Source organism: Kitasatospora sp. Xyl93, assembly GCF_055383135.1.
This window is the reverse complement of the sequence record NZ_AP029185.1, coordinates 8,092,234-8,117,866: the sequence shown is the minus strand read 5'-3', so window position 1 is coordinate 8,117,866 and position 25,633 is coordinate 8,092,234. Positions and strand designations below refer to the sequence as shown.

Sequence of the window (25,633 nt, the reverse complement as noted above, 5' to 3'; positions counted from 1 at the left end):
CAGTCGTTCACCTCACTTGCACAGAGCTGTCGTCGAACGTCATCGAGAGAAGACCTGAGGCCTGCCATGAAGTCGTTACGGACCCGAACCTCACACCTGCTGACACTCGTGCTGCTGCTCCTGGGCGTGGTGACCGCCGCGGGCACGCAGGCGCAGGCGGCCACACAGCAGGTCACCGCCAGCACGACCATCTGCTCCTTCTCCCCGATCCCGGCCGGGTGGGTGGTCACGAGCTCGTACAGCAGCGCCAACTGCGCGGGCAGCGGCGTCGCGTACGGGATCACCGACACGGCGGGGCAGACCAACCTGGTCATCTGCTCCTTCTCCCCCAAGCCGCCCGGGTGGGTGGTCACGAGCTCGTACAGCAGCGCCAACTGCGCGGGCAGCGGCGTCGCCTACGGCTTCCACAACGTGGCCAACGACACCAACGTCGCCGCGTGCTCCATGACCCCGGTCCCCGCCGGGTGGATCGTCACGAGCTCGTACAGCAGCGGCAACTGTCTGGGCACCGGCGTCGGCTACGGCCTGCACAACGTGGCCAACGACACCAGCGCCGCCGCGTGCTCCATGTCGCCGATCCCCGCCGGGTGGATCGTCACGAGCTCGTACAGCAGCGGCAACTGCCTGGGCACCGGCGTCGGCTACGGCCTCGTCAAGATCACCACGCAGACCTCCGCCACCATGTGCTCCTTCTCCCCCCTGCCCGCCGGGTGGGTGGTCTCCAGCTACCACCCCAGCAGCTACTGCTACGGCAGCGGCGTGGCCTACGACATCCGCAAGGCCTGACCGGCCGGCTCCGCGCGCGGGGCACGAGGGCAGGGCCTCCCGGTCTCCGGGAGGCCCTGCGCGTTCCCGCCGCCCCACGCTTCCCACGTGCTTCACCACGAGCTGCTCGAACACCGGCGGCGTGGCGGTGCGGCTGCTGGCGACGACCTGCGCGATCCGGCACGACCGGGCCACCGGCCGACCCGCCACCCGCTCGCTCATCGCCTACGGCCACTGGCCGACTTCGGAACTACTCGGCGGGGCGTGGGTGCCGCCACGGCCTGCCGGGCGGGCGGCCTCACGGCCCGGTCGATCCGTGGGGCCGTCCAGCTGTCAGGGGCCGTCCGGCTGTCAGAGGGTGACCGGGACGGCCGCCGCGTCCGCCGGGGCGGTGGGGTGCTCGGTCCGCACCGCGTCCGCCGGGACCTCGAAGACGATGACGAGTCCGTCGCGTTCGTTTCCCTGCTCGCCGACGCGGGTGAACCCGAAGCCGGCGATGGTGGCCAGGGAGGCGGTGTTGTCCGAGCTGACCCTGGCCCGCACGGTCCTGACACCGGGTTCGGCGGCGGCCCTGGCCAGCAGTGCGGTCAGCATGGCCCGGGCGTAGCCCTGGCGGCGGTACCCGGGCACGACGGTGAAGCCGACCTCGACCATGCCGGCCTCGTCCGGCGGGCCGTGGAACCCCGCGTCGCCGACGACGACCCCGTCCGGTTCGGAGACCGCGGCCCGCGTGGTCCAGGGCGCGGCCGAAGGGTCCTCGGCCAGCTGACCGGCGCGGTAGCCGAAGATCCAACGGGCCCGGTCGCCGACGAAGTGCGGGTCGAGGGCGACGCCGGCCTCGGCGCTGCCGCCGGCGAGGTCGCCGTCGGCGAGCGCCTGCAGCGCCTTCGCGCTGAGCTCCACGAAGCGGACGCGCTTGGGGGTGGGGTGGGGTGCGTTGTTCATCGCGGAGATGTTTGCCCAGCGGTTGACGGCTGTCCAGTGCTTTACGCGGCGGGCGGACACGTCGACGCGCAGGAGGTGCGAGGGCCGTGCGGTGTGCACGGCCCTCGCACCGGGTGTGGGCGCCCCGTTCCCGCCCTCGTCGTCCGGAATCTGCACATGGTGATGAGGTGTGCGGTGTGCCGCGTCACCTGTACGCGGTGCTGAGCTGCGGTGTTGGTGAGGAGTCGAACCCCTGCGCTGCTCTTCACGCGCCAAGGGCCGGATGAACCGCCGGCCGCGGTCTGTGCACGCCTCCCTGACGACTACCTGCTTCCCACACCCAGTTCGTGGGGTCAGTCCTCGATCAGGTCGATCTCCCAGTTGGTGCGCTGGATCAGCGTGTCCACTTCGCGGATCTCCTTGGCCAGGAGATCCGCCCGGGCACGGAGCTCGGCGACCGGCAGGGCGGAGAGGATCCTGAGCTCGGACCTCAACTGCCGTACGGCGCCGCGCTGGTCACGGCCGGAGGCGGCATCGGCGGCCGCGGTGATCACCGAGTGACGCAGTCGCAGGACGTCCCGACGGGCGAGGGCGTCGGTGAGAGTGCCACCGCCGTCGACGACCGCGGTGGAGTTGGTCCGGTTGATCTGCCGGATCAGCCGCTCCAGCTCGTCCAGCACCTCGCCGGCCTGGGCCAGGGCCGCCGCCGCGTTCTCGGCCGGCTCCTCGCCCTCCTGGTAGCGGGCGTTATCGACGACCCGTGCCCGCAACTGCTCCACCTGCCGCACCGCGGCCGCGCGCTGCGCGAGCGCCTCAGCCAGCTTCACCGGGTCACCACCTCTCCCTGCTACTGATCGTCCGGTAAGTATGCACATCAGACTGACGGTGCGATCACCGGGGGCGGGGCCGGGCGGCGGCGCGCAGGGCGCCGGCCGACGACCCGGTGGACGGCGCCGTGGGGTTCGCGCTGGAGAACCTGCACCGGCGGCGCGCCGTCGACGAACTGGCTGCGTCGCGCACCTGTCGGTACGCCAGTTCGAACGCCGCTTCGTCGACGCGACCGGCCTGCCGCCGGGACGCTGGATCACCCACCAGCGGATCCGGGCCGGCGCCGCGCTGCTGGAGTCCGCGGACCATCCGATCGAGGTGGTGGCCAGCCGGGTGGGCCCGACCGTCGCGGGCTTCCGCCGCCACTCCGGGAGGCGACGGGCGTCAGCCCCTCGACCTACCGGCGCCAGTTCCGGCCGGCCGGGTAACGGCACCGAGGACCGTCACGGCGCCAAGCCCGTCCCGGCCCTCGTGCCCATGGCGGAGCCAACGGCCGGGGCTACGGCGTACCGCCCTGCTGACGGCTCATCCACTCCTCGATCGCCCGCTCGGTCCTGACGAGTTCCTCGGTCGGGCTGAACTGCAGAAGCTCGGTGCCGGCGTCCACGTACGGCCGGTGTCCCGGCGGCTGGTAGAACGCGTCACCGGCCTCGTACACCTCCTCCTGATCCCCCGAGGTGAAGCGCACCCGTCCGGCGATGACGTAGCCCCAGTGCGGACACTGGCACGCCCCGCCGGGCAGCGCCTGCAGCGGCCCGTCAAGGTCCGCGTCGGCGGCGAAGGACACGAATTCGACGGTGTACCCGTTCAGCTCCTCGCGGCGGTCGGTCACCGGCCCGAATTCCTGGACCTTCGTCGCGGACAGTCTGGATACCTTCGGCATCGCGGTGACTCCTCTCGGTGATGACTCCGAGACTTCCCGTCGCTTCGAGTCGACCACTTCGCGCAGTGGGGCGCATCCGGAGAGGACGGCCGCTTTCCGCGCTCGCGCAGTCCATGAGCGTCAAGCGGACCGCAGAGCGCCTGAACAGGCCCGTTCGGTGGTCCACCGCGATCCGGCCGAGGCCGGCTTCGTTCCCGACCGGTTCGGGCCTGGACGCAACGCGAAGCCCCGGTTCAGAGCCACCGGCGTGCCCGCCTGGACGGCCGGGTTCAGCCCTGGGCGGGGCGGGTGGGGGTGTCCCAGGCGGTGTAGCCGCCGAGGAGGTCGGAGACGTCGGCGTGGCCGTGGTGGCGCAGCAGGCTGGCGGCGATGGAGGAGCGGTGGCCGCCGGCGCAGTGGACGACCAGGGGGCGGTCGGTGGGGATCTCGTCCAGGCGGGCGGGGAGTTCGGCGAGGGCGATGTGCAGGGAGCCTTCGATGAAGCCTGCTTCGCGTTCGCCGCAGGTGCGCACGTCCAGGACGGTGGGGGGTTGCTCACCGGCGAGGGCGCTGCGGAGTTGGTCGGCGGTGAGGCGGTTGGCGGGGGTGAGGTCGTCCGCGAGGGCGGGCAGGGCGTTGCCGGGGTTGCGCAGGTAGCCGGCGACGTGGTCGAAGCCGATGCGGGCGAGGCGGACGACGACTTCGTCCTCGCGGTCCTGTGGGGCGATGATCGCGATGGTGCTGTCGGGGGTGAGGACGGTGCCGGCCTGTTCGGCGAAGCGGCCGTCGAGGGGGACGTTGACGGCGCCGCTCAGGTGTCCCGCGGCGAAGTCCTGGGGGCTGCGGGCGTCGAGGACGACGGCGCCCGCGGCGCGGGCCTCCCTGAAGCCTTCGGGGCACAGCGGACGGGCGGCGTTGGTGCGGTCGAAGAGCTCGCGCTCGCGGCGGTTGAGGTCGGCGTCGTGGCCGAAGTAGGCGGGGGCGGCGGACTGGCCGGCGGTGACGATGCGGACGAAGGTGTCCTGGTCCATGGGCCGGCAGGCGTAGTTGGTCAGCCGCTGCGCGCCGATCGTGGAGCGCTTCTCGCTGGAGAGGTTCTTGCCGCAGGCCGAGCCGGCGCCGTGGGCGGGGAAGACCAGGGTCTCGTCGGGCAGGGCCATGAGCTTGCGGTGGACGCTGTCGTAGAGCATGGCGCCGAGTTCCTCGGCGGTGACGCCGGTGGAGGCGAGCAGGTCGGGGCGGCCGACGTCGCCGATGAACAGGGCGTCGCCGGTGAGCACGCCGTACGGGACGGTGTCGTCGGGCTGCTCGAAGACCAGGATGCTGATCGACTCGGGCGTGTGCCCGGGGGTCTCCATGATCTGCAGGGTGACGTCGCCGAGTTCGATCCGCTCGCCGTCGGCGAGCTTGCGGATCGGGTACTCGGTCTCCGCCCGGCGCCCGTAGCCGATCCAGGCGCCGGTGCGGTCGGCCAGTTCGAGGTGGCCGGCCAGGAAGTCGGCGTGGAAGTGGGTGTTGACGACACCGACGACGGTGAACCCGCGGGTCTCGGCGTCGGCGACGTACTCGTCCACGTCACGCCGCGGGTCGACCACCACGGCGCGGCCGGTGCGTTCGTCGGCGATCAGGTAGGAGGCCTGGGAGAGGCAGTCGAGGTAGAACTGGGCGAAGTACACGGGGAACCCTCCTGGGCGGATACGGGCGAAACAGCGCCGTCTTGGATACCCCCCTCGGTATATTTGCGAGCATACGGCCTCTCGGGCCGATACGGACGGGGGTATGCCGAACGATTTCGATAATACCCCCGGGGGTACTATGGTGGCATCAGGGGGCCGGCCGCCGCCACCGATCCGGTACGGGCGGGGCCGAGGCCACGCCGCCGCTTCGGGCCACCGGGCCCGCACGGCCGCCCGCGCCGCCCCCGATTCGCCGGACCACTGCGGGTCCGGGCTGCACCACTGGAGACACCCCATGCCCTTGCTGCCGCACACCCACGGACCGAACACGCCCGGACCGAACACGCCCGGACCGAACGCGCTCGGACCGAACACGCCCGGTCAGACCAGTCCCGCCGAGGCCCACGAGCTCGCCCGCACCGGCGCCGCCGTCCTGCTCGACGTCCGCGAGGCCGCCGAGTTCACCGCCGGGCACGCGCCCGGCGCGCTGCACCAGCCGCTGATCGGGCTCGCCGCCGGCGTCCCGCTGCCGACCGCGGCGGCCGGGCGGACCGTGCTCGCGGTCTGCCGCTCCGGCAACCGCTCCCGGCGCGCGGCGGAACTGCTCGCCCAGCGCGGCGTCCAGGTGCTGAACGTGGCCGGCGGCATGGACGCCTGGGCACTGTCCGGGCTGCCGGTCACCACGCCCGGCGGCACTGCCGGGCACGTGATATGACCACCCTGCTGCTGGCGCTCGCCGCCGGTGCGGTGGTCGGACTCGCCCTGGGCGGGCTGGGCGGCGGCGGCAGCATGCTCGCCGTTCCCGCCCTGGTCTACCTGCTGGGCTTCAGCCCGGCGCTGGCCACCACGGCCAGCCTGGTGATCGTCGCCGCGACCTCGCTGACCGGGCTGCTCGCCCACGCCCGGGCGGGCCGGGTCCGCTGGCGCACCGGCGCGCTGTTCGCCGCCGCCGGATTGCCCGCCGCCATGGCCGCCGGGGCGCTGTCCGCCCATCTGCCGGGCGCGCTGCTGACCGGCGCCTTCGCCCTGCTGGCGGCGCTCGCGGCCTGGCGGATGCTGGTGCCGCCCAAGGCGGAGAAGCAGGAACGTTCCGCCGCAGGTCCCGGCCGCTCGACCGCGACCGGCGCCGGGCTCGGCGCCGTCACCGGGCTGCTCGGCGTCGGCGGCGGCTTCCTCGCCGTACCCGCCCTGGTCTCGGTGCTCGCCTTCACCATGGCCGAGGCGGTCGGCACCAGCCTGCTGGTCATCACCGCCAACTCGCTCGCCGCCCTGCTGCCCCGCCTCGGGGCGACCGGCGCGATCGACTGGGCCGTGGCCGCCCCCTTCACCGGGGCCGCGATCCTCGGCGCCTGGGACGGCAAGCGGCTGGCCGACAAGCTCAGCGGGCGCACCCTCCAGAAGGCCTTCGCCGTCGCCCTGCTCGCCGTCGCCGCGCTGATGCTGATCACCACGCTGGGCTGATCACCACGCTGGGCTGATCACCACGCTGAGCTGATCGCCGCGCTGAGCTGATAGCCGGACACCCCCGATCCAGACCTCCTCCCCCACCGATCACCCCCTCCCGAGAGGACTCCCCACCCCATGACCACGCCGCTGACCGTCGAACAGCTCCAGCCCCGCCTCGGGCAGCTCACCCTCATCGACGTCCGTTCCCCCGGCGAGTACGCCGCGGGCCACATCCCCGGCGCCCTGAACGTCCCGCTGGACCAGCTCGACCGTGCCCTGCCCGCGCTTCGCGAGGCCGCCGGACAGGGCGAGATCGCCGTGGTCTGCGCCGCCGGGCCGCGCGCCGAGAACGCCTGCCGGCAGCTGGCGGACGCCGGCGTCCCGACCCTCACCCTCACCGGCGGTACCAACGCCTGGGCGGGCGCCGGCCGGCCGCTGGACCGGGCGGCCGGCGCCCGCCGGGTGTGGGCGCTGGACCGCCAGGTCCGCATGGTGGCCGGCTCGCTGGTGCTGGCCGGCGTGCTGATCGACCTCGCCCTGCCGGGCGCCCGCTGGGTCTCCGCGGCCGTCGGTGGCGGCCTGGCCTTCTCCGCCCTGACCAACACCTGCGCCATGGGCTCGATGCTCTCCAGGCTCCCCTTCAACCGGCCCCGCCCCGGCGCGCCGAGCCTGGACGAGACGCTCGCCGCCCTGAAGCCCTGAGCCCCAGCCGAACGCCCCCACCGCCACGCCCGAGCCCCGAGCCCGGCACGCGATGCCCCGCACCTGAAGGCCTCTGCCCACCCCCGTGGGGCAGGGGCCTTCACCCGTTCTCCCGACCACCTCCCGGAAGCCGTCACCGCGCGTCCCGTTGACGTGGCCGGGCCCACCATGTGAAATGTCACCCATCACATGCGATGCATCATAGCTCTGGATCCACACCGCCCATGATTTGAACGTTCAAACGCCCCTTGCCCCTCACCGACCGGAGGTAGCTCCGCCATGCCGCACCGCCACCGCGCCTTGCCCACCGGTCTCGCCCTGCTGGCCGTCCTCGCCGCCCAGGCCCTCGGTGCCGCCCCGGCCCCGGCCGCCGCCGGAGCACCCCTCGTCGACGGCGGCAGCTACCGGCTCGGCTCCGCCCTGGACGGCAGCTGCCTCGGCCCGCAGTACGCCCAGCCCGCCCCCGGCACCCCGGTGGTCGGCACGGCCTGCGGGCGGCTGCTCAGCCAGCGCTGGCAACTGCGCCGCACCGGCAACGACTACCTCCTGGTCAACGCCGCCAGCGGCCGCTGCCTCACCCTCGGCGCCCCCGGCACCCCCGGCACCCCCGGCGGCCCCGGCGGCCCGGGCCGCCGACCCGCCACCGCCGACTGCGGCAGCTCCCCCGAGGCCGAGCGCTTCACCGTCTCCCGCGCGCCCCAGGGCACCTACACCCTCACCGCCCGCGGCACCGGCGGCTGCCTCACCGCCGACCCGGCGCCGGTGGAGCACGACCACCACTGTGACCACCGCCCCGCCCACCGCTGGACGCTCACCCGCAGCGAGCCGCTGGTCCTCGCCGACCCCGGCTTCGAACAGGGCTCCGCCGGCTGGACCTTCACCGGGCACACCGGCACCGCCACCAACAACCCGCACGGCGGCAGCCGCCTCGCCTACCTCGACGCCGGCCCCAGCCACGCGGTGAGCCAGCAGGTGACCGCCGTCTCCGCGGGCTCCTACGACCTGTCCGCCTGGATCGCGACGGGCGGCGCCGGCGGCAGCCTCTCGGTGAGCGTCAACGGCACGGTGGTGCGCACCCTCCCGCTGCCCGAGCAGCCCCTCTACGCGAAGTACACCCTCCCCCGGGTGGCGGTCGCCCCCGGCGACCGGCTGACCCTCACCATCGGCTCCTCGCCCACGGGTTGGGTCAACGTGGACGACGCCACCGTCGCCCCGTCCGCCCCCGACGACCCGGTGGCCAGTTCCTCCGACCCGGAGGTCGCCGCCCTCTTCGACTGGGCGAAGGCCAAGGCCAACAGCTGGGTGCAGCAGGCGGGCGCCACCGGTGTGCTCGACCAGGACGAGAACCACCCCGGCGGCACCGGCACCACCACCTACGACGCCACCTACTGGGCGGGCTACCCGTTCCGATCCGCCTTCTACAGCCGCGACTTCGCCCACCAGCTGGTCGGCGCCCACCTGCTCGGCCTGGACGCCGAGAACAAGACCATGCTGCGCGGCTTCGCCGCCTCCGCCACCGACGTCAACCGGCTCTACCCGGTCTGGGCGCTGAACCTCGACGCCCGGAGCTACGCCGCCATCGACTACCGCGGCCCCGACCGCTTCGTGCGCGAGCTGCCCGCGCCGTTCGAACTCGTCCAGCAGGCCGGCGAGGCCTTCCGCTGGACCGGCGACCGCGACTACGCCGAGGACCCGGCCCTGGGCCGCTACGTCCGCAACACCCTCGGCCCGTTCATCGCCGGACACCCCGGCCCGGTCGACAACGGCGGGGTGCCGATCCCGCAGGCCACCAGCCGCAGCATCTTCGCGGGCACCGCCAGCTACGCCGAGAACGCCACCCGCACCTACGCCGAGGCCGGCGACGCGGTCGGCGCCCAGTACCAGGCCTACCTCGCCGCCGCGACCCTGGCCGACGCCCGGGGCGACGCCGCCTCCGCCGCCGACTACCGGAAGGCCGCCGAGACTCTCCGTTCGTACGTCAACTCCACCTGGAGCGTGGACGGTTCGCAGCCCGGCGAGGTCGTGCACGGCTACGACACCACCGGCAGGCCGATCACCGGCTGGGGCTACGAGGCCAGTGTGCTGATGCCCGTCAAGCAGCTGCTCGACCCGGGCCCGCGCCGGGACGCCCACCTCGCCGCCATCGACGCCGCCGACTCCGGCCCTGAGCGCTCGGCCAACCTGGAGGCCTACACCTACCTGCCGGACGCCTTCTTCGCCAACCACGACGGCGCCACCGCCTGGAAGTGGATGCGGCACGTCTACGAGAGCGTCGGGGAGCCGCACGTCAGCGGCGCCATGCTGAACGGCGACTACCCCGAGGTCCCGTTCACCCTGCTCGCCCAGACCGTCCAGGGCCTGCTCGGCGTCACCCCGGACGCCGCCGGCCGCGCGCTCGCCACCACCTCGCGCCTGCCCGCCTCGATGGGCTGGCTGCAGGTCGCGGGCATCCCGGTGGGCACCGGGACGGTGACCGTCCGCCACGACGGTGCGCTGCGCAGCACCGTCACCAACACCGGTACCGAGCCGCTCACCTGGGAGGCCCGCTTCCCCGGTCGGCACGCCGGCCTCACCGTCGACGGCGAGCAGCGCGAGGTCCGCACCACGACCGTCGACGGCCTGGCCCACACCTCCACCACCGTGACCCTCGCCCCCGGCCGCTCCGCGACCGCCGCCGTCACCGACTGACCCCCACACCGCACCACCGCGGCCGGCCGGCCCCACCCGGCCGGCCGCGTTCTCTCCCCGGAGACCATCCTGACGAACCGCCACGTCCCCCACATCCTCAGGAGTGCGCACATGCGCCGACCCCGCCGCCGTCTCGCGGCTTCCCTGCTCGCCCTCGCCCTCGCCACCGGCGGCCTGGGAGCCGTCGGTCTCGGCACGGCCGCCCCCGCCGCCGCGCTCGGTGACGGCAACGCCCTGACCCCGCCGATGGGGTGGAACTCCTGGAACTCCCTCGGCACCGAGGTCACCCAGGAGCAGGTCGTCCAGACCATCGACTTCATGGCCGCCAACGGACTGGTGGCGGCCGGCTACGACACCGTCACCGTCGACGACGGCTGGTCGCTGTGGCACCGCGACGGCCAGACCACCGACCTGGTCCGCAACGCCGACGGCGGCCTGCAGCTGTACGACGACGCCGGGAACCCGGTCAGCGGCACCGACGGCACCGGCAACGACCCCACCTCCGGCCACCTCGTCCCGCGCCCCGACCACTTCCCCGCGCGGACCGTCGACGGGCGCACCGTCAACGGCATCGAGTACCTCGCCCGCTACGCGCACGGCAAGGGCCTGAAGTTCGGCCTCTACGCCACCGACACCTATCTCACCTGCCAGATGCACCCGGGCAGCCTCGGCCACGAGTCCACCGACGCGGCCGACTTCGTCTCCTGGGGCGTCGACTTCGTCAAGTACGACGACTGCCCGTACGGCCCGGCGATCACCGGACCGGACGGCCACGACTACGGCACCCAGGGCGAGGGCAAGGAGCTGACCCGCTCCGTCTACACCCGGGTGCAGACCTTCCAGCGCGCGCTGGACGCCGCCTCCGCCGCCCAGGGCGGGCCGAAGGTCACCCTCAGCGTCTCCGCGCAGCCCGTCCACACCGGCGTCCCGTACCTGCTCGCCGCCGACGACCCGGCCCGCACCGACCCGGTGGTCCGGGCCGCCGGCACGGCCCCCTTCCACGCCCCCGGCTACGCGCCCACCGGCGTCTGGTGCGGCCAGGTCGCCCACCTGTGCCGGATCGGCGGCGACCGGAGCAGCGAGCTCGACGGGGTGCTCTGGAACGGGCAGTTGCGCACGGCGCTGGACTACCCGGGCAACGTCCGCCCGGGCAGCTGGAACGACCTCGACATGATGTTCGCCGGCTGGCAGGACCCCTACGGCCTGTGGGGCACCACCGACACCTGCCCCTGCCACAGGCCCTTCACCGACGACGAGTCGCGGACGGAGACCTCGATCCTCGCGATGCTCGCCGCGCCGCTGATCTCCGGCGCCGACCTGCGCACCGCCGCGCAGTCCCGGCACAGCGCGGACGGCTACACCTGGTCCACCGGGATCAGCGACGCGAGCCTGGCGGTCCTGAAGAACCGCGAGGTGATCGCCGTCGACCAGGACAGCCTGGCCCGGCCCGCCACCCTGGTCGGCGCCCGGCCCGCCGACGGCCGCGCGCCGGTCGTACTGAAGCGGCAGCTCGCCGACGGCGACACCGCCGTGCTGCTGGTCAACCAGGACCCTTCGGCCGGCCGCACCGTCGCCACCAGCCTCGCCGAACTCGGCCTCGGCGGCTCCGGCTACCGGGCCAGGGAGCTGTGGACGGGGGCGGGTTCGACCGTCACCGGGCCGCTCGGCGCCGCCCTTCCGCCGCACGGCGCGGCCCTGTACCGGCTCACCGCCGAGTCGGCGGGCGGCCCGTCGGACGTGGTCGACGACGGCGGGTACCACACACTGACCAGCGGCGGCCTCGCGCTGTCGCTGCTCGGCTCGTGCACCGCGCCGCTGGGCTCGGTCACCGACCTGGAGCCGCGGCGCGGCGGTGACCCGGCCCAGCAGTGGACCTTCACCTCCAACCCCGACGGCACCGTCCGGATCAGCGACGGCTGCGCCACCGGCCCGCACCGGCACACCGTGCTCTCCGCCGGGGCCTCGGCCGGCGACAGTGCCTACCTGCTCGACCTGTCGCCCGGCAATCCCTGGCAGGAGTGGCGGCTGACCCAGGGCCTGGCCGGCGGCGTCACGGTCACCAACGTCGCCACCGGCCTGGCCCTCGACGCCGGCGCCGGCACCGCCGGAACACCCGTCACCACCCGTCCGGCCGCGGGCCAGAGCTGGGCCCTCGGCTCCTGAGAACCCTCACCGGTCCCGGGTGCCGGCCGTCCGCCGAACGAGGCGGGCGGCCGGCATCCGCACCAGCACCGCCAGGCTCAGGCCGAAGATCAGCACGCCCAGCGGGACGTGGACCGCGGGAACGTGGGCCACCCCCAGGACGACCTGGGCCGAGGCGAGCACCAGGAACCCGGTGGCGTACAGGATCGGGCGGGGTGAACCGCCGCCCGGCCGCCAGGCCAGGACGGCGGCGAGCAGGTACAGCATCGAGGCCCCGTACATCACCCGGGCGCCGACGCTGTGCAGGGTCTCGCCGTAGGAGGTGGAGAGCAGCAGGCCGGCCGTGGCCGCCTGGAAGAAGATCGCGGCGGTCTGGAGCGCGACGGAGCCCCGCAGGTAGGCGCGGGTGCGCTGTTCCACCACCGTCTTCGACGACGCTTCCACCGGCTGTCCTGCCGTGGTCTGCACGGCCATGGTGCGGCCCCCTCTTCTGCCTCGCGGCGGTTGGTCGGTAGTGTCCCGCTGATCCGACGACACAGGCCGGCGAAGTGTGAGGTCTGGTCGGTGACGGGCGAACAGGACCAGGGAGCGGCACCGGGCATGACCACCGAAGCGGAGCTGAGCGTGATCGTCGGCGAGCGGCGGCAGCTGATCAACCTCGCCTACCGGCTGCTCGGTTCGCTGGCCGAGGCCGAGGACGCGGTGCAGGAGACGTACGCCCGCTGGTACGGGCTGTCGCGGCGGCAGCGGGAGGACGTGGTGTCGCCAGGAGCCTGGCTGACCACGGTGGCCACCCGGGTCTGTCTGGACCTGCTCGGCTCGGCCCGGGCCCGGCGGGAGCGCTACGTGGGCGAGTGGATCCCCGAACCGCTGCCCGACCGCGGCGAGTGGATCGGCGGGCCGGCCGGCGGCAGCGGCGGCCCGGCCGATCCCGCGGACTGGGTCACCCTGGACGAGTCGGTGGACATGGCCCTGCTGGTCGTCCTGGAGGCGATGACCCCGGCCGAGCGCGTCGCGTTCGTCCTGCACGACGTGTTCCGCTACCCGTTCCCCGAGGTCGCCGAGATCGTCGGCCGCACCCCGGCGGCCTGCCGGCAGCTGGCCGCCTCCGCCCGCCGCCGGGTCGGGGCCGCGCGGGCCCCGGCGGTGCCGAGGGGCGCGCAGGCCGGTCTGGTGCGGCAGTTCAAGGAGGCCTGGGAGGCCCGGGACATCGCGGCCCTGGTCGGCCTGCTCGCCCCCGGTGCCACGATGACCGCCGACGGCGGCGGCCTGGCCGGCGCGGCCCTGCGCCCGGTGGCGGGCGGCGAGCGGATCGCCCGGTACCTGGTCCACATGGCCGACAAGGCGCCCGGACTGGCGCTCCTCGAACGGTCCGTCAACGGCCGCCCCGGCCTGGTCGCCCGGGCCGGCGGCGTCACCGCGACGGTGGCGGCGTTCGGCCTGGCGGACGGCCGGATAGCCCGCATCTGGGCGGTCCGCAACCCGGAGAAGCTGCGCCCGTGGACGGCGGAGGACCCCCGCGGCGGCTGAGTCCCCGCCCTACGGCCCCTCCACCACCACCTCCACCCCCGGGCACGCGCGCGCCAGGTCCCGGAAGAACCGGTCCCCGTCGATCGCCGCCTCCGGCGGGTGCACCCCGGCCGGTCCCGCGGTCCCGTCCAGCAGTTGGGCCAGCCCCAGCCCCGCGGGGACGCCCGTCGCCTCCGCCATGTCGGCCAGCAGCCGGTCCGCTCCGCCCAGCCGGGCGAGGACCGTCGCCGGGCGGCCGTCGCGGGTGCCGGTGGCGGCGGCGAAGAACGGCGGGAGGGTGCCCGGGCCGCGGAAGCGGGCGGCGCGGGCGGCGGCGCGCAGGGTGCGGCGCAGGGCGGGGCGGTCGAGGTCGGCGGCGGCTGCCTCGTTGGTCAGCCGCCCGGCGTCCAGGTCCTCGCGCAGCACGTCCAGGTAGGCGGCCGTCCCGGCCCTGACCACCATCAGGTCGGCCGCGGCGCCGGCGGGCCGCAGGCCGCGGTGCAGGGTGACCGGTTCCGGGTGGCCGACGGTGTAGGCGGTGCCGCGGCGCCCGCCGGGCAGGTCGAGGGCGACCGGGCGCAGCGGGGGCCGCCGGACGAGCCGGCCGTCCTCGACCACCGCGACGGTGCCGCTGATCTGCTGCATCCAGTGCACGGCGGCGGCCGGGACCGCGCCGCCCGGGTCGGGCGGGGACGCCTCGGCCGGCGGGTCGGGCCGGGGGCCGACGTCGACCGGCCAGGCGGTGTACAGGTCCGTCAGGGTGTCGAGGCGGGCGGCGGCCCGGGCGGCGAGCAGGTTGCTGACGCCGGGGCTGGCGCCCATGCCGAGCACCGCCCGCACCCCGGCGGCGCGGGCCCGGTCGTCCAGTTCCAGCATGGCCAGGGTGGGTTCTCAGTCGTCGCAGATGTCCAGGTAGTGGGTGCGGGTGCGGATGGCGGCGCGCAGCACGTCGAGGCCGTAGCGGTAGTACGGGCCGACGGTGTTGAGCACGGCGTCGGCCCCGGTGAGGGCGGTGTGCAGCGCCGGGCCGTCCGTGACGTCGACCCGGGTGGCGCGTACGGGCACCGGTGCGTCGGCGGCGAGTGCGGCGGCGGTGCGGCGGGCGGCGTCGAGGTCCCGGTCGGCGACGACCAGTTCGTGGACGCCGGGCAGTGCGGCCGCGACCCGGGTGGCCGTGCGGCCCATCGCGCCGGCACCGCCGAGGGCGAGCAGCTTCATCGCGGGTCAGCCCTTCCGGTGGTCGAGCGAGGTCAGGAAGTCGCGCATGCCGTCGAGGTAGCCGGGGGCGAACAGCGAGCGCGGGGCGGCGACGGCGAGGAAGGTGCTGCGCAGTTCGGAGTCCTCGACGTCCTTGGGCACCATGGTGTGGGTGGCGTCCTGGAGGCGCAGCACCCGGAGCAGACCGGGGGTGGTGACGAGGCGTCGGTAGCCGGCCTCGGTGTCGTCGCTGTCGACGTTGAGGTCCCGGCCGCCGAGGACGAGCTGCACCGGCACCCGGAGGGCGGCGAGGTCCTCGGTGGCGTCGGAGAGGTGGTTGCGCTTGTTGAACGCCCACCGCTCGGGGCTGAGCCCCTCGGTGTCGCCGCCGGCGGCCCGGTACTGCTCGAAGGTCGAAGCGGCCCGCAGGGCGGCCAGGTTGCGGTCGCTGCGGGCGACGGCGGCGGCGGTCTCCTCGGGCGAGGCGTGCCGTTCCCGGAGTTCGGCGAGCAGGTTGTAGCGGCCCTGCCGGAGCCAGTTGACGGCGGGGCCCACGGCGATCACGAACTTCACGTCCGGCGACTGCCGGGCTGCCTTGGGCATCACCCAGCCGGCCTGGCTGGCGCCCCAGAGGCCGATCCGGTCCGGGTCGATGCCGGGCTGGGTCTTCGCCCAGCGGATCGCGGCGAGGGTCTCGTCGGCGCGGCCCTGCATGCTCTGGTCGAGCCAGTCGCCGGGGGCGCCGGCCACGCCGGGCTTGTCCCAGGAGAGCGTCGCGTACCCGGCCTTCGCCATGGCCTCCCAGAGCGGCCGGTAGAAGGTGTCGTGGGTGGCGTCGACGGGTCCGTCGCCGTGGACGAAGACCACCAGTCCGTACGGTCCGTGGCCGCCGGTCGGCCTGGCCAGCACGCCCTGGAGCGGCTGCCTGCCGCCGGTGACGGTGACGCGCTCCTCGTCGAGGTCGTACTCGTTCTGGTACACCACCCAGCCGCCCGCGCCGACCAGCAGCACGGCCACGGACAGCAGCGCTCCCCAGAGCCACCGGCGCCTGCCCGACATCCGCATATCGCTCACCCCTATATCGTTCGTTTTGAACACGACCGTAGCAGAAATGAACGCACTAGGATGACCGTCATGCAGGAGATCCCGACCCGGGTACTGGTGGACGCGATGGTCCGCGCCGACGGCACGGTCGACTGCGGCGACCTCTACGCCGTGGCCGGCCGGCTTGGCATGAGCGACCAGCAGGTCCGGCTCACCATCAAGCGCCTGACCGCCGACGGCCGCTTCGTCCAGGAGGGCCGCGGCCGCCGGGCACTGCTGCGCGCCACCGCCGCGACCCGCCGTGAGATCGAGCCGGACGTCGGGTACCTCGCCCTGATGTACGCCCAGGACCGCGGCGAGGCCCCCTGGGACGGCGCCTGGCACCTGGCCGGGTTCGCCGTCCCCGAACGCGACCGCACCGCCCGCGACGGGCTGCGCGAGGCCCTGCTGCGGCTCGGCGGCGCCCCGGTGCAGAACGGGCTCTACGTCTCGCCGCACCCCTGGGAGCCGGACGTCCGGGAGGCGGCCGGCGCCCTGGGCGTGCTCGGCAACCTCACCCTGCTCAGCACCCGCGACCTGAACACCGGCGACACCGCGGACCCCCGGGAACTCGCCCGCCGCTGGTGGCCGCTGGACCAGCTCGCCGAGGGCCACCGCCGCCTGGCCGCCTTCGCCGCCGACCAGCTCGACCGGCTCACCGCCGGCGGTCTGTCGGAGACCGAACTGCTCACCGTGGCCGTCGAGTTGGCCGCCGTCTTCACCGAGGCCTGCGAGCCCGACCCGCTGCTGCCCCCGGAGCTGCTGCCGCGGCCCTGGCCCGGCGCCGAGGCCCGCGCGCTGGTCGCCCGCTGCTGGGCCCTGCTGCTCGCCGACCCGGCGCCGGGCGCGCCCCGGCTGTTCGACGCCTACGCGGAGGTGGTCGCCTCGGTCACCGGCTGACCGGGGCCGGCCCACCCGCCTCGGCGTCCTCGTCGGCGTCCTCGTCGGCCTCGGCGTCGGCCTCGGAGTCCGGCACCACCGGCTCCGGCAGCGTGCGGAACAGCGCCCAGCTCAGCACCGGCATCAGCACCAGCGGCAGCAGCGCCGTACGCAGCGAGGTGGCGTCCGCGAGAGCGCCGATCGCCGGGCTCGCCAGGCCGCCGATGCTCACCGTCAGCCCGAGGGTGATCCCGCTCGCCGTGCCGACCCGCGACGGCAGGTAGTCCTGCCCGAGGGTGACCTGCAGGGAGAACGGCACGTACAGCCCCGCCGAGGCCAGCGCCACGAACAGGTACAGCACCGGGCCGGGCACCAGCAGCACCCCTGCCACCGCGACCGCCGCCACCAGGTAGGACCGGCGGGCCACCGCGACCCGCCCCCAGCGGTCCGCCAGCGCGCCGCCCAGCACCGAGCCCACCGCGCCGCCCGCGTACAGCACCACCAGCGCCGCGGTGCCCGCCGCCGGACCGCCGCCGAGGCGCTGGGCGGTGAACAGCGAGAGGAAGGTGCTCAGCCCGACGAAGGCGACCGAGCGGCAGACCACCGCCAGCGACAGCCTCAGGAAGGCGGCCCGGTCGTCGGCGACCGGCGCCGGTGCCCGCACCGCCCCGGCCGCCCGGCGCCGCTCCAGCTCCCGCAGCACCGGCAGGCAGAGCGCGGCGCCCGCGAGCGCGGGCACGGCCAGCAGCGGGGTCAGCCGCAGTCCGCCCGTCCCGACCACGGCGGCGACCAGCAGCGGGGCCGCCGCGAAGCCCAGATTGCCGCCCAGCGAGAACCAGGCCATCCCCCGGTGGACACCGGGGCCGCCCTGCCCGGCCCCCGCCCGCTGCGCCGCCAGCCGGGCCACCCGGGCCGACTCCGGGTGGTAGGCCGCCACCCCCACCCCCGACAGCGCCACGAACGCCAGCGTTAGCCCGTACGAGCCGCTCACCCCGCTGAGCGCGATGCCCGCGCCGCTCAGCAGGGTGCTCACCGGCAGCAGCCAGGGCAGCGGGCGGCGGTCGGTGAGCGCCCCGAACAGCGGCTGCGCCACCGAGGAGAGCAGCGAGGCGGCCAGCACCACCCCGGACACGGCGGCGTAGCCGTAGTGGCGTTCGGCCACGAGGAAGGGCACCAGGGCCGCCACCGCGCCCTGGTAGACGTCCACACAGGAGTGCCCGACGGAGAGCAGCAGGATCGACCCGCGGTCGGAGGTTCGCTTCGGCATGCCGCCCATGCTCGGGGCCGTCACCCCTGTCGGGCTTCCGATAATCTGCCAGGCGATGCCGAACATCCGCCACGACCCCGTCGCCCCGACCGGGGCCCGGCTGCTGCCCTCCGGCGGCCTGATCGACGCCCACCGGCACGACGACCACCAGATCGCCTACGCCGCCCGCGGGGTGCTGGGCATCACCACCGACGCCGGATCGTGGGTCGCCCCCGGCAACCGCGCCCTGTGGATCCCGGCCGGTACCGTCCACGCCCACCAGGCCCACGGCGAACTCGAACTCCACCTGGTCGGCCTGCCCGCCGCCGACAACCCGCTCGGCCTCGACCGCCCGACCGTCCTCGCCGTCGAACCGCTGCTGCGCGAACTGATCGTCGCCTACACCCGTACCCCCGGCCAGGACGGCCCCGAACGCTCCCGGCTGCGCGCCGTCCTGCTCGACCGGCTGCGCGCCTCCCCGCAGAGCCCGCTCCACCTGCCCACCCCCGCCACGCCCCTGCTGCGGGCGCTGTGCGCGCTGCTGGAGGCCGACCCGGCCGACGGCCGCACCCTCGCCGAACTCGGCCGCGCCGTCGGCGCCAGCGACCGCACCCTCTCCCGGCTGTTCCGCGCCGACCTCGGCCTGACCTTCCCCCAGTGGCGCACCCAACTGCGCCTGCACCACGCCCTGGTGCTGCTCGCCGAGGGCCTGCCGGTCACCGCCGTGGCCCACCGCTGCGGCTGGGCCTCGGCCAGCGCCTTCATCGACGTGTTCCGCCGCGCCTTCGGCCACACCCCGGGCGCGCGGGCGTCCCGCTGAACGGCGTCGGCCGCACCTTCGAGCGTGCGGCATGGGAGGCTTGGGGCCATGTGCGGCCGCTTCGTCTCCACCACCACGCCCCAGGACCTCGTCTCACTGCTCGGAGAACTCCGGTGGGACCCGGCCGAGACCTTCGCGCCGAGCTGGAACGTCGCGCCGACCGACCCCGTCCCGGCCGTCCTGGAACGCGTCGACCGGGACACCGGTGAGATCCTGCGCCAACTCCGGCCGCTGCGCTGGGGCCTGGTCCCGTCCTGGTCCAAGGACCCGTCCGGCGGCGCCCGCATGATCAACGCCCGCTCGGAGACCGTCGACACCAAACCCGCCTTCCGCAAGGCCTTCACCGCCCGCCGCTGCGTGATCCCCGCCGACGGCTACTTCGAGTGGCGCGACGTCCCGGCCGGCGCCGACCGCAAGAAGTACAAGCAGCCGTACTTCCTCAGCACCGGCGGCGTGATGCTGATGGCCGGCCTCTACGAGTTCTGGCGCGACCGCACCCTGCCCGAGGACGACCCGCTCGCCTGGCTCGCCACCGCCACCGTCATCACCACCGACGCCACCGACTCCGCGGGCCGCGTCCACGACCGGATGCCCCTCACCATCGCCCTCGACGACCTCGCCACCTGGCTCTCACCCGCCCACACCGACCCGGCCGAACTCCACCACCTGCTGCGCCGCCCCGCCGACGGTGACCTGCGCGTCCGCGCGGTTCCCACCACCGTCAACAGCGTCCGCAACAACGGCCCCCAGCTCCTCGCCGACGCCCCCGACCCGCTGGGGCTCGCGGACTGAGGCCGGGCCGCCTCAGGTGCGCGCGAAGCCGTGGGTGCGCCCGATGACCGCGAAGCCCCGGCGGCCGTACCAGCGGCGCGGCCAGTCGTCGGACTCGGCGATCAGGAAGCGGGTGCCGCAGCCCGCGTCCGCCGCCCGGCGCAGCGCGGCGGCCAGGACGGCGTCGGCGTGGCCGCGCCGCCGGTGCGCCTCGGCGGTCATCAGGTCCTCGACCTGGGCGATCCCGAGGGCGGGTTCGAGGTACAGGTCCGTCCAGGCGGCCACCTCGCCGTCCGCGGCCCGGGCGCCGAGCAGCTGGACGCGTTCGGCCCCGCGCCGGCCGGCCGCCCGCCGGTCGACCAGCATCCGGACCACCTCCTCGTCCGCCTCCGGGAGCGCCGCGCGCCAACTCGCCGCGAGCGGCGCCCGGATCGCCTCCAGACCGACCTCCTCGACGCCGCGGCCGTCGCCGGGGGCGGGGACCGGGCCGGTGTGCAGCATCACCAGGTAGCTGCTGTGCCGGTAACCGGCCCGCCGGAAGGGCTCGGCGCACGCCTCCCCGAAGTCCCCGTCCAGCACGGTCACCAGACGGAACGGCCGCTCACCCATCACCCCGTCCACCAGACCGGGCAGCTCGGCCGGCGCACCGTCGGCACGGTCGAGCAGCACCTGGTTGTGCGACCACGAGTCCGCGAAGGTGTCGTCGAACACCGCGACCCCGCCCGGGAGTTCGACCGTACGCTCGGCTCGCCGACGTGCGGAGCCGGCCAGGAAGGAGCGGATCCGCCGCAGTTCGTCATCCGTCATGGCGGCACTCCAAAGACCGTCGCCGAGGCCGCCCGCGCCGTACGGCGGTCGTGCGGTGAGCGGGACGGGCCCGGCGCGTCGGGTGGACGCGCCGGGCCCGTCATGGTGCGGTGGCGCCGGCCTCGGAAGGCCGGGCCGGGAGGCTCGGCTCAGTGCCGGGCCCGGGTGGCGATCGTCAGACGATCGGCGCGATCGAGTCCTGCGGCTGCGCGCAGGAGGACGAGGCCTGGCAGGAACAGGAGCCCCACGAAGCGCCGTTCTCCGGCAGGGCGACGGTGTCGCGCAGCGCGGTGACGGTCAGGTCGCTGAGGTCGAGGTCCTGAAGGTCGAGGGCCTCGGTGCGGGACGCGGTGGTGTCTGACATGGCGTTCTCCCTTGAGTCGGCAGGCGTGCCGGCCGGAACGGAACGGTGTGCCTGCGAAGCGAGTACTGCGGGATGTGCCGGGCCCCCCGTGGGTGCGCCGCCGGCGGGTCTCGGACCCGGGCTCGCGCCGCCCGAGGAGACTCTAGCCCGCGGGCGGCGGGCGGGATACGGGTTCGGGAATCTTGGCCGGGATCCCGTTCCCCGGCGGCTCGGGACCGGTCCGGCTCGACCGCCGGTCCACCGGCCGCCGCGGGCTTCCGGCCCGCGGTCCCCGCTCCGCGCCCGACCGTTCCGACGCCGGCGTCACCCGCGCTCCGGGCCCGCCGGCTCCTCGTAGGTGAACTCGTCGGCGGGGCTCGCCGGGGAGGACCAGCCGTTCGAGAGCACGGTGATGTCGACGGTCTTCGGCTTGCCGACGCCCTTGGTCGGGGCGGGTGCGGTGGCCGCGATCGTGTCCGGCGGGGTCACCTGCCCGACCGCCTGGTTGTCGCCGAAGAAGACCTTGGCGTCGGATCCGAAGTTGACGCCGGTGACGGTGACGGGGGTGCCGGTCCGGCCGTGGTCCTGGCTGATGGCGGTGACCCGCACCGGGGCGGCGCCCTCGTAGGCGAACTGCGCGGTGGCGACGGCGGGCGAGGTGCCGAGGAAGGTGGTGACCCGGACGGGGACCACGCCGGCCCCGGCGGGCGGGTACGTGGTGATCGTGGTGCCGTCGGTGCTGACCGCGATCCGCGGGCAGGCGACCGTGCCGAAGTCCAGGGCCACGCCCTGGCCCGCGTTGAAGCCCGTGCCGGTGACGGTGACCTGGTTGCCGGTGCCGCCGGTGTCGGGGCCGATGCCGGTGACCACCGGCCCGGAGGGCACGTCGGGGGCGCCGAGCAGGCCCAGGTAGGTGTCGTTGGCGTGCTGGTAGGCGACCTGGCCCATGAAGTCCTGCAGGGACCCCTTGACCAGGGCCGGATCGGGCACGTAGTGCTGGTTCAGCGGGACGGCGGGGCCCGGCTGGGCGTAGACGTTGGGCCCGGGCAGTCCGGCGAGCGCCGAGATGACGGCGCGGACGTCCTCGTTCGCCTTCGGGCCCTTGTCGGGGTACCACTTCTTGGCCTCGTCGAGGCTGGTCCAGGCCAGCGGCACGATGTCCCAGCAGTTGACGTACCGCTGGTTGACGACCCAGGACAGCTCCTCGGTGAGGTGGTTCGCGAAGGCCGCGTTGCCGGCGCTGGGGGCGGCGAAGGTGTAGAGGCCGAACTGCGGGTTCCCCGGCCAGGACTGCGCCTGGAGGTAGGCGCCGACCATGGTGGCGAGGCAGCCGCCGAGGCTGTGCCCGATCACGTAGACGGTGGGGTTGGCGGGTGCCTTGGCGAGGACGCCGGCGAGCGCCTGCGCGAGGGTGACGCCGACCGAGTTCATGGTGAGGACCTGGCTGAAGGCCGTCATCGCGCCCTTGGAGACCGAGGCCGGGTCGCTCGACGAGCCCGCGAAGCCGAACGGGACCACCGTGCCGACGTCCAGGTCCTCCAGGAGGTCGGTCACCGTGCCGACGGTGCCGCGCAGGACCACGGCGAACTGGTTGGAGCCGTCGCGGTTCTGCGCCAGGTAGGCCATGTTGGCGTTGGCCGGGCTCATCGCGATCCAGTTGAGGATCCAGGTGCCCCGGGTGGCGAGGGAGGAGTCGGGCAGCAGCTGGTTGAGGCCCAGGAAGGCCCGGTTGCACTGCTGCGACACCTGCTCCCCCGACGGCCGGGTGGCGGCGGCGGTCGCGGCGATCGCCGCGAGGGTCATCGCCGCCTGGGGCGTCATCGGTTCGGACTGCACCGTCGTCATGCGGCTGCTCCTCGGGTCCGCCCGGGCCTCGACGGCACGGGTCGTACCCATCCTGTTGCCGCACGGCGGGCCCGGCGGGGCGTCACCTCCGGCGCCTCACGCGTTCGGCCGACGGCGCGGTACGGCGCCGGGCGGCCGCGGGCGCGGGCGCAGGCCGGGCGCGATCCTGGGCCGGGCAGGGCCACCGCCCGACCCGTACGGCTGCTCACGTCATCGGCAGCTGCCCCGGGACCGGACCGCCGCGCCGGGCGAGGCGGCGCAGGAAGGTGGTGACGCCGGGGGTGCCGACCGCCCAGGCGCGGGCCTCCGCGTCCGGCCGGCGGCCGGGCAGCAGCGGCCGGCCGGGCGGGCCGCCGGCCCGGGTGAGGATCAGGCCCGCCAGGTCCTCGGCGGCCGCCCAGTGCCGGGCCTCGCCGGTGGCCACGGCGAGGTCGACGAAGAGGTCCCCGACGCCCGCGAGGCCGCAGCAGCGGAAGACCTGCGCGGTCCTCGGCCCGATCGTCCGGCAGGTGTCGGCCGCCTCGGCGGCCAGGGCGAGCAGGTCGTCGTCGCCGTACCGCCGGCCGGCCTGGACCAGCAGGGTGCCGAGCCCGGCCAGGCCCCGGCACCAGGCCAGGTAGCGGCGGGTCGCCCCGGGCGCGCGGGCGGCGGCCATGATGCCCGGGAGGTCGGCGGCGAGGCCGTCCACGATGCGCCGGGCGCTGTGCCGGGACGCCTCGTCGGGCATCGCGAGCAGGAAGTGGGCGACGCCCGCGCGGCCGTGCGCGAAGCCCTCGGCGAGGGCCGCGGTGCCGGGGTTGGGCTCCTCCCCGAGGTCGTCCAGCGGCCGGCCGGCCAGCTCGGCGGCGCAGTCGGCGGCGGCCGCGCGGTGCGCTTCGGCCGCCGGGCCGTCGGCCGCCGCCCCGGTGCCCGCCGAGCCGAGGGCGGCGAGCAGCAGGTGCCCGGTGCCGATCCCGGCGGTGCCGGCGATCTGGTCCACGCCCGTTCCCTGGTACCGGCGGGGCTCCGGGGGCTCGGTCCCGAGCAGGGCGGCCGCCTCGGCGAGGAACAGGTCGACGCCCGTACGGCCCTGGTACAGCGAGCCGTCCAGGTGGTCGAGGGCGGGGTGGGCGGCCGTCCAGCGGGCCAGCTCGGCGGCGGCGGCCCGGGCGTCCGGGCGGTCCGGGTGCTGGAGCAGTTCGAGCCCGAGGCCGGCCGCACCGTCGTACAGCGAGAGCAGGGTCCGGGGCCGCTCCGCGCCGGAGTCGGCGGTGACCAGCTCGCGGGCCATCCGGACGCAGGTGGTGACGGTGTGGTCGAGCGCCTCGGCGGGCCGGGCCGTGGCCCGTCCGGCGGGGGCGCTCCGTCGGGCGGGTGCGGTGCCCTCCCGCAGCTGGGCGGCCGCGGCGGCGCGGCGCGCCGGGTCGAAGCTCAGCAGGCCCCGGACCAGCTCCGCCGCCGGGTGCCCGGGCTCCGGGAGGGCGGCGCGCAGGCAGGCCAGGGTGCGGTCGCGGTTGACCGGCGGGTCCGGGTCGATCACCACCGGGTCGAGGCCGGTGAGGGCGTGGTGCAGGGTGGTGCCCAGCGCGTAGTGGTCCTCGGTGGGGTCCTGCCCGGTGGCGCCCGGCAGGCCGTACCCGGCGGTGGCGCCCGGCGGGCGGTCGCCGGCCAGGGCGCTCACGCCGAAGTCGACCAGCGCGGGCCGGCCGTCCCGGTCGAGCACCACGTTGGCGGGCTTGAGGTCGCAGACCACCACGCCGCGCGCGTGCACCGCGTCCAGCACCCGCAGCAGCCGGCGCGCCAGCGTCCACCAGTCCCGCCCGTCCTCGGCGGCGCCGGCAGCGGCGTCGTACGGTCCGCGGGTGAGCAGCTCGCGGCGCAGGTCGGTCACTCCGCGGGCGGCGCTGACCAGGTACTCGTCGGTGCCGTGCCGGAAGTAGTCGACCAGCGCGGGCACGCCGGGCACCCCGGCCAGCGCGTCGAGCACCCGCCGCTCGTGCCGCAGCCGGCCGCGCGCGTCGGTCCCCGCGCCGTCCTCGGCGACGAAGGCCCGGGCCTGTTTGACCACCACCTCGCGGCCGGTGGCGAGTTCGACGGCGCGGTAGACGTGGCCGCTGGGCGCGCGGGTGATGCCGGCGGTGATCCGGTAGCGGCCGGCGCCGACCCGGGTGGTCGCCGGACGGGCGGGGGTGCCGGGCGCCTCGAACGGGTCGTCCGCCCACGGCGGCCGGCGGTAGCGGGGCTCGGCCAGGCCGGGGAACAGCGAACCGTCCGGGCCGGTCATGCCGGCCTGCGCCTCGTCGTCGGTGACGCGGAACGGCCCGTAGCGGTAGTGCACCGGGGCGTCCGGCCGCACCCGGCGGTCGCTGACCACCGCGGGGCCTTCCCGGCCGGCCAGCGCCTGCGCCAACTCCAGCCCCAGGGAACGGACTTCCTCGGGCCGGGGGTAGACCGTGACGGCCTTGCCGACGGCAGCGGCGCCGTGCCGGCCGCTGTTGAGCTCCCACAGCGCCTCGGTGCTCATCGCGAACTTCACGTCGCAGACCCGGCGGAGGAGGATCGGGAGCACCGTGTCCAGCAGGGCCGTGAACCCGTCCGGGCGGGCGGACAGGTGGAGCTTCCAGCCGTGGGCGAGCTCGGGCATCCGGGGGTCCCGGAGGTACCACCACTGGCCGTCGGTGCGCGGCGGGCGGTGCGGCCCGGGCGCCCGGGCGGCGAGTTCCTCGACCCGGCGCCGGAGTTCCTCGTGTCCCGGGGCCGCGGCGGAGCCGGGGTCGGGCGGTGTGCGCATGGTTTCCGTCCTTCCCCGGCCCCACCGTGGTCACTGTTCGTCCGGATCCGGGTGGATCAGAAGTCGACCTCACAGGGGAAGCGGGTCGGGACGTAGGTCACCCACGGGTCGGCGAGGCAGGCGACCGGGGTGAGGTCGGCGTCGAACGCGTCCTCGAAGACGATGGCGTCCTCGTCGATCTCCAGCGGGCCGGCGTCGCGGACGGCGGTCATCAAGGCACTCATGGGGGTCCTCCCAATGATTGGTGTTGATGGGTCCTTTCGCTGAGCGGGCTCATGCTAGCCACGCCGTCCGGCCCGGGACAGAGAGCTGACGGACCCGCCGGATCGC

At 75.1% G+C, this 25,633-nt stretch carries 25 protein-coding genes; 11 read left to right on the top strand and 14 right to left on the bottom strand.

Annotation, left to right across the window (positions count from 1 at the left end; genetic code table 11):
* Positions 1-108: 108 nt before the first annotated feature.
* A complete protein-coding gene (locus ACZ5GH_RS35245) occupies positions 109-786 on the top strand; it encodes a hypothetical protein (protein WP_464336363.1) in 678 nt (225 codons plus the stop codon).
* Between the two features lie 330 nt (positions 787-1,116).
* Here the strand turns inward: ACZ5GH_RS35245 and ACZ5GH_RS35240 are convergent, their stop codons facing one another.
* Both ACZ5GH_RS35240 and ACZ5GH_RS35235 read right to left on the bottom strand, forming a co-directional pair.
* A complete protein-coding gene (locus ACZ5GH_RS35240; protein WP_464336362.1) occupies positions 1,117-1,710 on the bottom strand; it encodes a GNAT family N-acetyltransferase in 594 nt (197 codons plus the stop codon).
* Positions 1,711-2,042: 332 nt separating this feature from the next.
* A complete protein-coding gene (locus ACZ5GH_RS35235; RefSeq protein WP_464336361.1) occupies positions 2,043-2,516 on the bottom strand; it encodes a DIP1984 family protein in 474 nt (157 codons plus the stop codon).
* Between the two features lie 40 nt (positions 2,517-2,556).
* On the opposite strand from ACZ5GH_RS35235, the gene ACZ5GH_RS35230 reads away from it, so the two are divergent.
* Complete coding sequence (locus ACZ5GH_RS35230; protein ID WP_464336360.1) at positions 2,557-3,075, top strand: helix-turn-helix domain-containing protein; 519 nt, start codon at positions 2,557-2,559, stop codon at positions 3,073-3,075.
* On the opposite strand, the gene ACZ5GH_RS35225 is transcribed toward ACZ5GH_RS35230, so the two are convergent.
* On the bottom strand, positions 3,017-3,400 hold the full coding sequence (locus tag ACZ5GH_RS35225; protein WP_387755924.1) for a cupin domain-containing protein: 384 nt from the start codon (positions 3,398-3,400) through the stop codon (positions 3,017-3,019). The genes ACZ5GH_RS35230 and ACZ5GH_RS35225 overlap by 59 nt on opposite strands.
* 269 nt (positions 3,401-3,669) lie before the next feature.
* On the bottom strand, positions 3,670-5,055 hold the full coding sequence (locus tag ACZ5GH_RS35220; RefSeq protein ID WP_464336359.1) for an MBL fold metallo-hydrolase: 1,386 nt from the start codon (positions 5,053-5,055) through the stop codon (positions 3,670-3,672).
* 295 nt (positions 5,056-5,350) lie between these two features.
* On the opposite strand from ACZ5GH_RS35220, the gene ACZ5GH_RS35215 reads away from it, so the two are divergent.
* From ACZ5GH_RS35215 to ACZ5GH_RS35195, 5 genes are all read left to right on the top strand, one after another.
* Positions 5,351-5,770 carry a rhodanese-like domain-containing protein gene (locus tag ACZ5GH_RS35215; protein WP_464336358.1) on the top strand — a complete coding sequence of 140 codons (420 nt, stop codon included), beginning with the start codon at positions 5,351-5,353 and terminating at the stop codon, positions 5,768-5,770.
* Positions 5,767-6,516 (top strand): sulfite exporter TauE/SafE family protein, encoded by a 750-nt coding sequence (locus tag ACZ5GH_RS35210; protein WP_464336357.1) that lies wholly within the window; start codon positions 5,767-5,769, stop codon positions 6,514-6,516. Before ACZ5GH_RS35215 ends, ACZ5GH_RS35210 begins: the two co-directional genes overlap by 4 nt.
* 120 nt (positions 6,517-6,636) lie before the next feature.
* Complete coding sequence (locus ACZ5GH_RS35205; RefSeq protein ID WP_387755916.1) at positions 6,637-7,203, top strand: rhodanese-like domain-containing protein; 567 nt, start codon at positions 6,637-6,639, stop codon at positions 7,201-7,203.
* A 279-nt stretch (positions 7,204-7,482) separates the two neighbouring features.
* The gene (locus ACZ5GH_RS35200) at positions 7,483-9,891 is read left to right on the top strand and encodes an RICIN domain-containing protein (protein ID WP_464336356.1); all 2,409 of its coding nucleotides are present in this window, start codon (positions 7,483-7,485) and stop codon (positions 9,889-9,891) included.
* 111 nt (positions 9,892-10,002) lie between these two features.
* Entirely contained in the window at positions 10,003-12,054 is a 2,052-nt protein-coding gene (locus ACZ5GH_RS35195) for an alpha-galactosidase (protein ID WP_464336355.1), read from the top strand.
* Between the two features lie 6 nt (positions 12,055-12,060).
* Here the strand turns inward: ACZ5GH_RS35195 and ACZ5GH_RS35190 are convergent, their stop codons facing one another.
* Positions 12,061-12,507 (bottom strand): hypothetical protein, encoded by a 447-nt coding sequence (locus ACZ5GH_RS35190; protein WP_464336354.1) that lies wholly within the window; start codon positions 12,505-12,507, stop codon positions 12,061-12,063.
* 126 nt (positions 12,508-12,633) lie between these two features.
* Between ACZ5GH_RS35190 and sigJ the strand changes: the two genes are divergently transcribed.
* Positions 12,634-13,563: an RNA polymerase sigma factor SigJ gene (sigJ, locus tag ACZ5GH_RS35185; protein ID WP_464336353.1), complete on the top strand. Its 930-nt coding sequence runs from the start codon at positions 12,634-12,636 to the stop codon at positions 13,561-13,563.
* Positions 13,564-13,572: 9 nt separating this feature from the next.
* Here the strand turns inward: sigJ and ACZ5GH_RS35180 are convergent, their stop codons facing one another.
* The 3 genes from ACZ5GH_RS35180 to ACZ5GH_RS35170 are packed head-to-tail and all read right to left on the bottom strand — an operon-like array spanning position 13,573 to position 15,804.
* Positions 13,573-14,418, bottom strand: a complete 846-nt coding sequence (locus ACZ5GH_RS35180; protein WP_464336352.1) for a saccharopine dehydrogenase family protein — start codon at positions 14,416-14,418, stop codon at positions 13,573-13,575.
* A gap of 15 nt (positions 14,419-14,433) precedes the next feature.
* The gene (locus tag ACZ5GH_RS35175; RefSeq protein ID WP_464336351.1) at positions 14,434-14,760 is read right to left on the bottom strand and encodes a saccharopine dehydrogenase NADP-binding domain-containing protein; all 327 of its coding nucleotides are present in this window, start codon (positions 14,758-14,760) and stop codon (positions 14,434-14,436) included.
* A gap of 6 nt (positions 14,761-14,766) precedes the next feature.
* The gene (locus tag ACZ5GH_RS35170) at positions 14,767-15,804 is read right to left on the bottom strand and encodes an alpha/beta hydrolase family protein (protein WP_464336928.1); all 1,038 of its coding nucleotides are present in this window, start codon (positions 15,802-15,804) and stop codon (positions 14,767-14,769) included.
* 69 nt (positions 15,805-15,873) lie between these two features.
* Between ACZ5GH_RS35170 and ACZ5GH_RS35165 the strand changes: the two genes are divergently transcribed.
* A complete protein-coding gene (locus ACZ5GH_RS35165; protein WP_464336350.1) occupies positions 15,874-16,722 on the top strand; it encodes a PaaX family transcriptional regulator C-terminal domain-containing protein in 849 nt (282 codons plus the stop codon).
* Here the strand turns inward: ACZ5GH_RS35165 and ACZ5GH_RS35160 are convergent.
* On the bottom strand, positions 16,712-17,968 hold the full coding sequence (locus ACZ5GH_RS35160; protein WP_464336349.1) for an MFS transporter: 1,257 nt from the start codon (positions 17,966-17,968) through the stop codon (positions 16,712-16,714). The two genes, ACZ5GH_RS35165 and ACZ5GH_RS35160, sit on opposite strands and share 11 nt — an antisense overlap.
* A 55-nt stretch (positions 17,969-18,023) precedes the next feature.
* Between ACZ5GH_RS35160 and ACZ5GH_RS35155 the strand changes: the two genes are divergently transcribed.
* Together ACZ5GH_RS35155 and ACZ5GH_RS35150 are read left to right on the top strand one after the other, a co-directional pair.
* The gene (locus ACZ5GH_RS35155; RefSeq protein ID WP_387755898.1) at positions 18,024-18,767 is read left to right on the top strand and encodes an AraC family transcriptional regulator; all 744 of its coding nucleotides are present in this window, start codon (positions 18,024-18,026) and stop codon (positions 18,765-18,767) included.
* A 48-nt stretch (positions 18,768-18,815) separates the two neighbouring features.
* Complete coding sequence (locus ACZ5GH_RS35150) at positions 18,816-19,559, top strand: SOS response-associated peptidase (protein WP_464336348.1); 744 nt, start codon at positions 18,816-18,818, stop codon at positions 19,557-19,559.
* Between the two features lie 12 nt (positions 19,560-19,571).
* On the opposite strand, the gene ACZ5GH_RS35145 is transcribed toward ACZ5GH_RS35150, so the two are convergent.
* The 5 genes from ACZ5GH_RS35145 to ACZ5GH_RS35125 all read right to left on the bottom strand — a co-directional run bounded on the left by ACZ5GH_RS35145 (position 19,572) and on the right by ACZ5GH_RS35125 (position 25,527).
* Positions 19,572-20,345 (bottom strand): GNAT family N-acetyltransferase, encoded by a 774-nt coding sequence (locus tag ACZ5GH_RS35145; RefSeq protein ID WP_464336347.1) that lies wholly within the window; start codon positions 20,343-20,345, stop codon positions 19,572-19,574.
* Between the two features lie 175 nt (positions 20,346-20,520).
* The gene (locus ACZ5GH_RS35140) at positions 20,521-20,709 is read right to left on the bottom strand and encodes a thiazolylpeptide-type bacteriocin (protein WP_387755892.1); all 189 of its coding nucleotides are present in this window, start codon (positions 20,707-20,709) and stop codon (positions 20,521-20,523) included.
* A 303-nt stretch (positions 20,710-21,012) separates the two neighbouring features.
* Positions 21,013-22,533 (bottom strand): lipase family protein, encoded by a 1,521-nt coding sequence (locus ACZ5GH_RS35135; RefSeq protein WP_464336346.1) that lies wholly within the window; start codon positions 22,531-22,533, stop codon positions 21,013-21,015.
* A 205-nt stretch (positions 22,534-22,738) separates the two neighbouring features.
* Complete coding sequence (gene lanL, locus ACZ5GH_RS35130) at positions 22,739-25,303, bottom strand: class IV lanthionine synthetase LanL (protein WP_464336345.1); 2,565 nt, start codon at positions 25,301-25,303, stop codon at positions 22,739-22,741.
* Between the two features lie 56 nt (positions 25,304-25,359).
* Positions 25,360-25,527: an SflA family class IV lanthipeptide gene (locus ACZ5GH_RS35125; protein ID WP_387755885.1), complete on the bottom strand. Its 168-nt coding sequence runs from the start codon at positions 25,525-25,527 to the stop codon at positions 25,360-25,362.
* Positions 25,528-25,633: the final 106 nt, after the last annotated feature.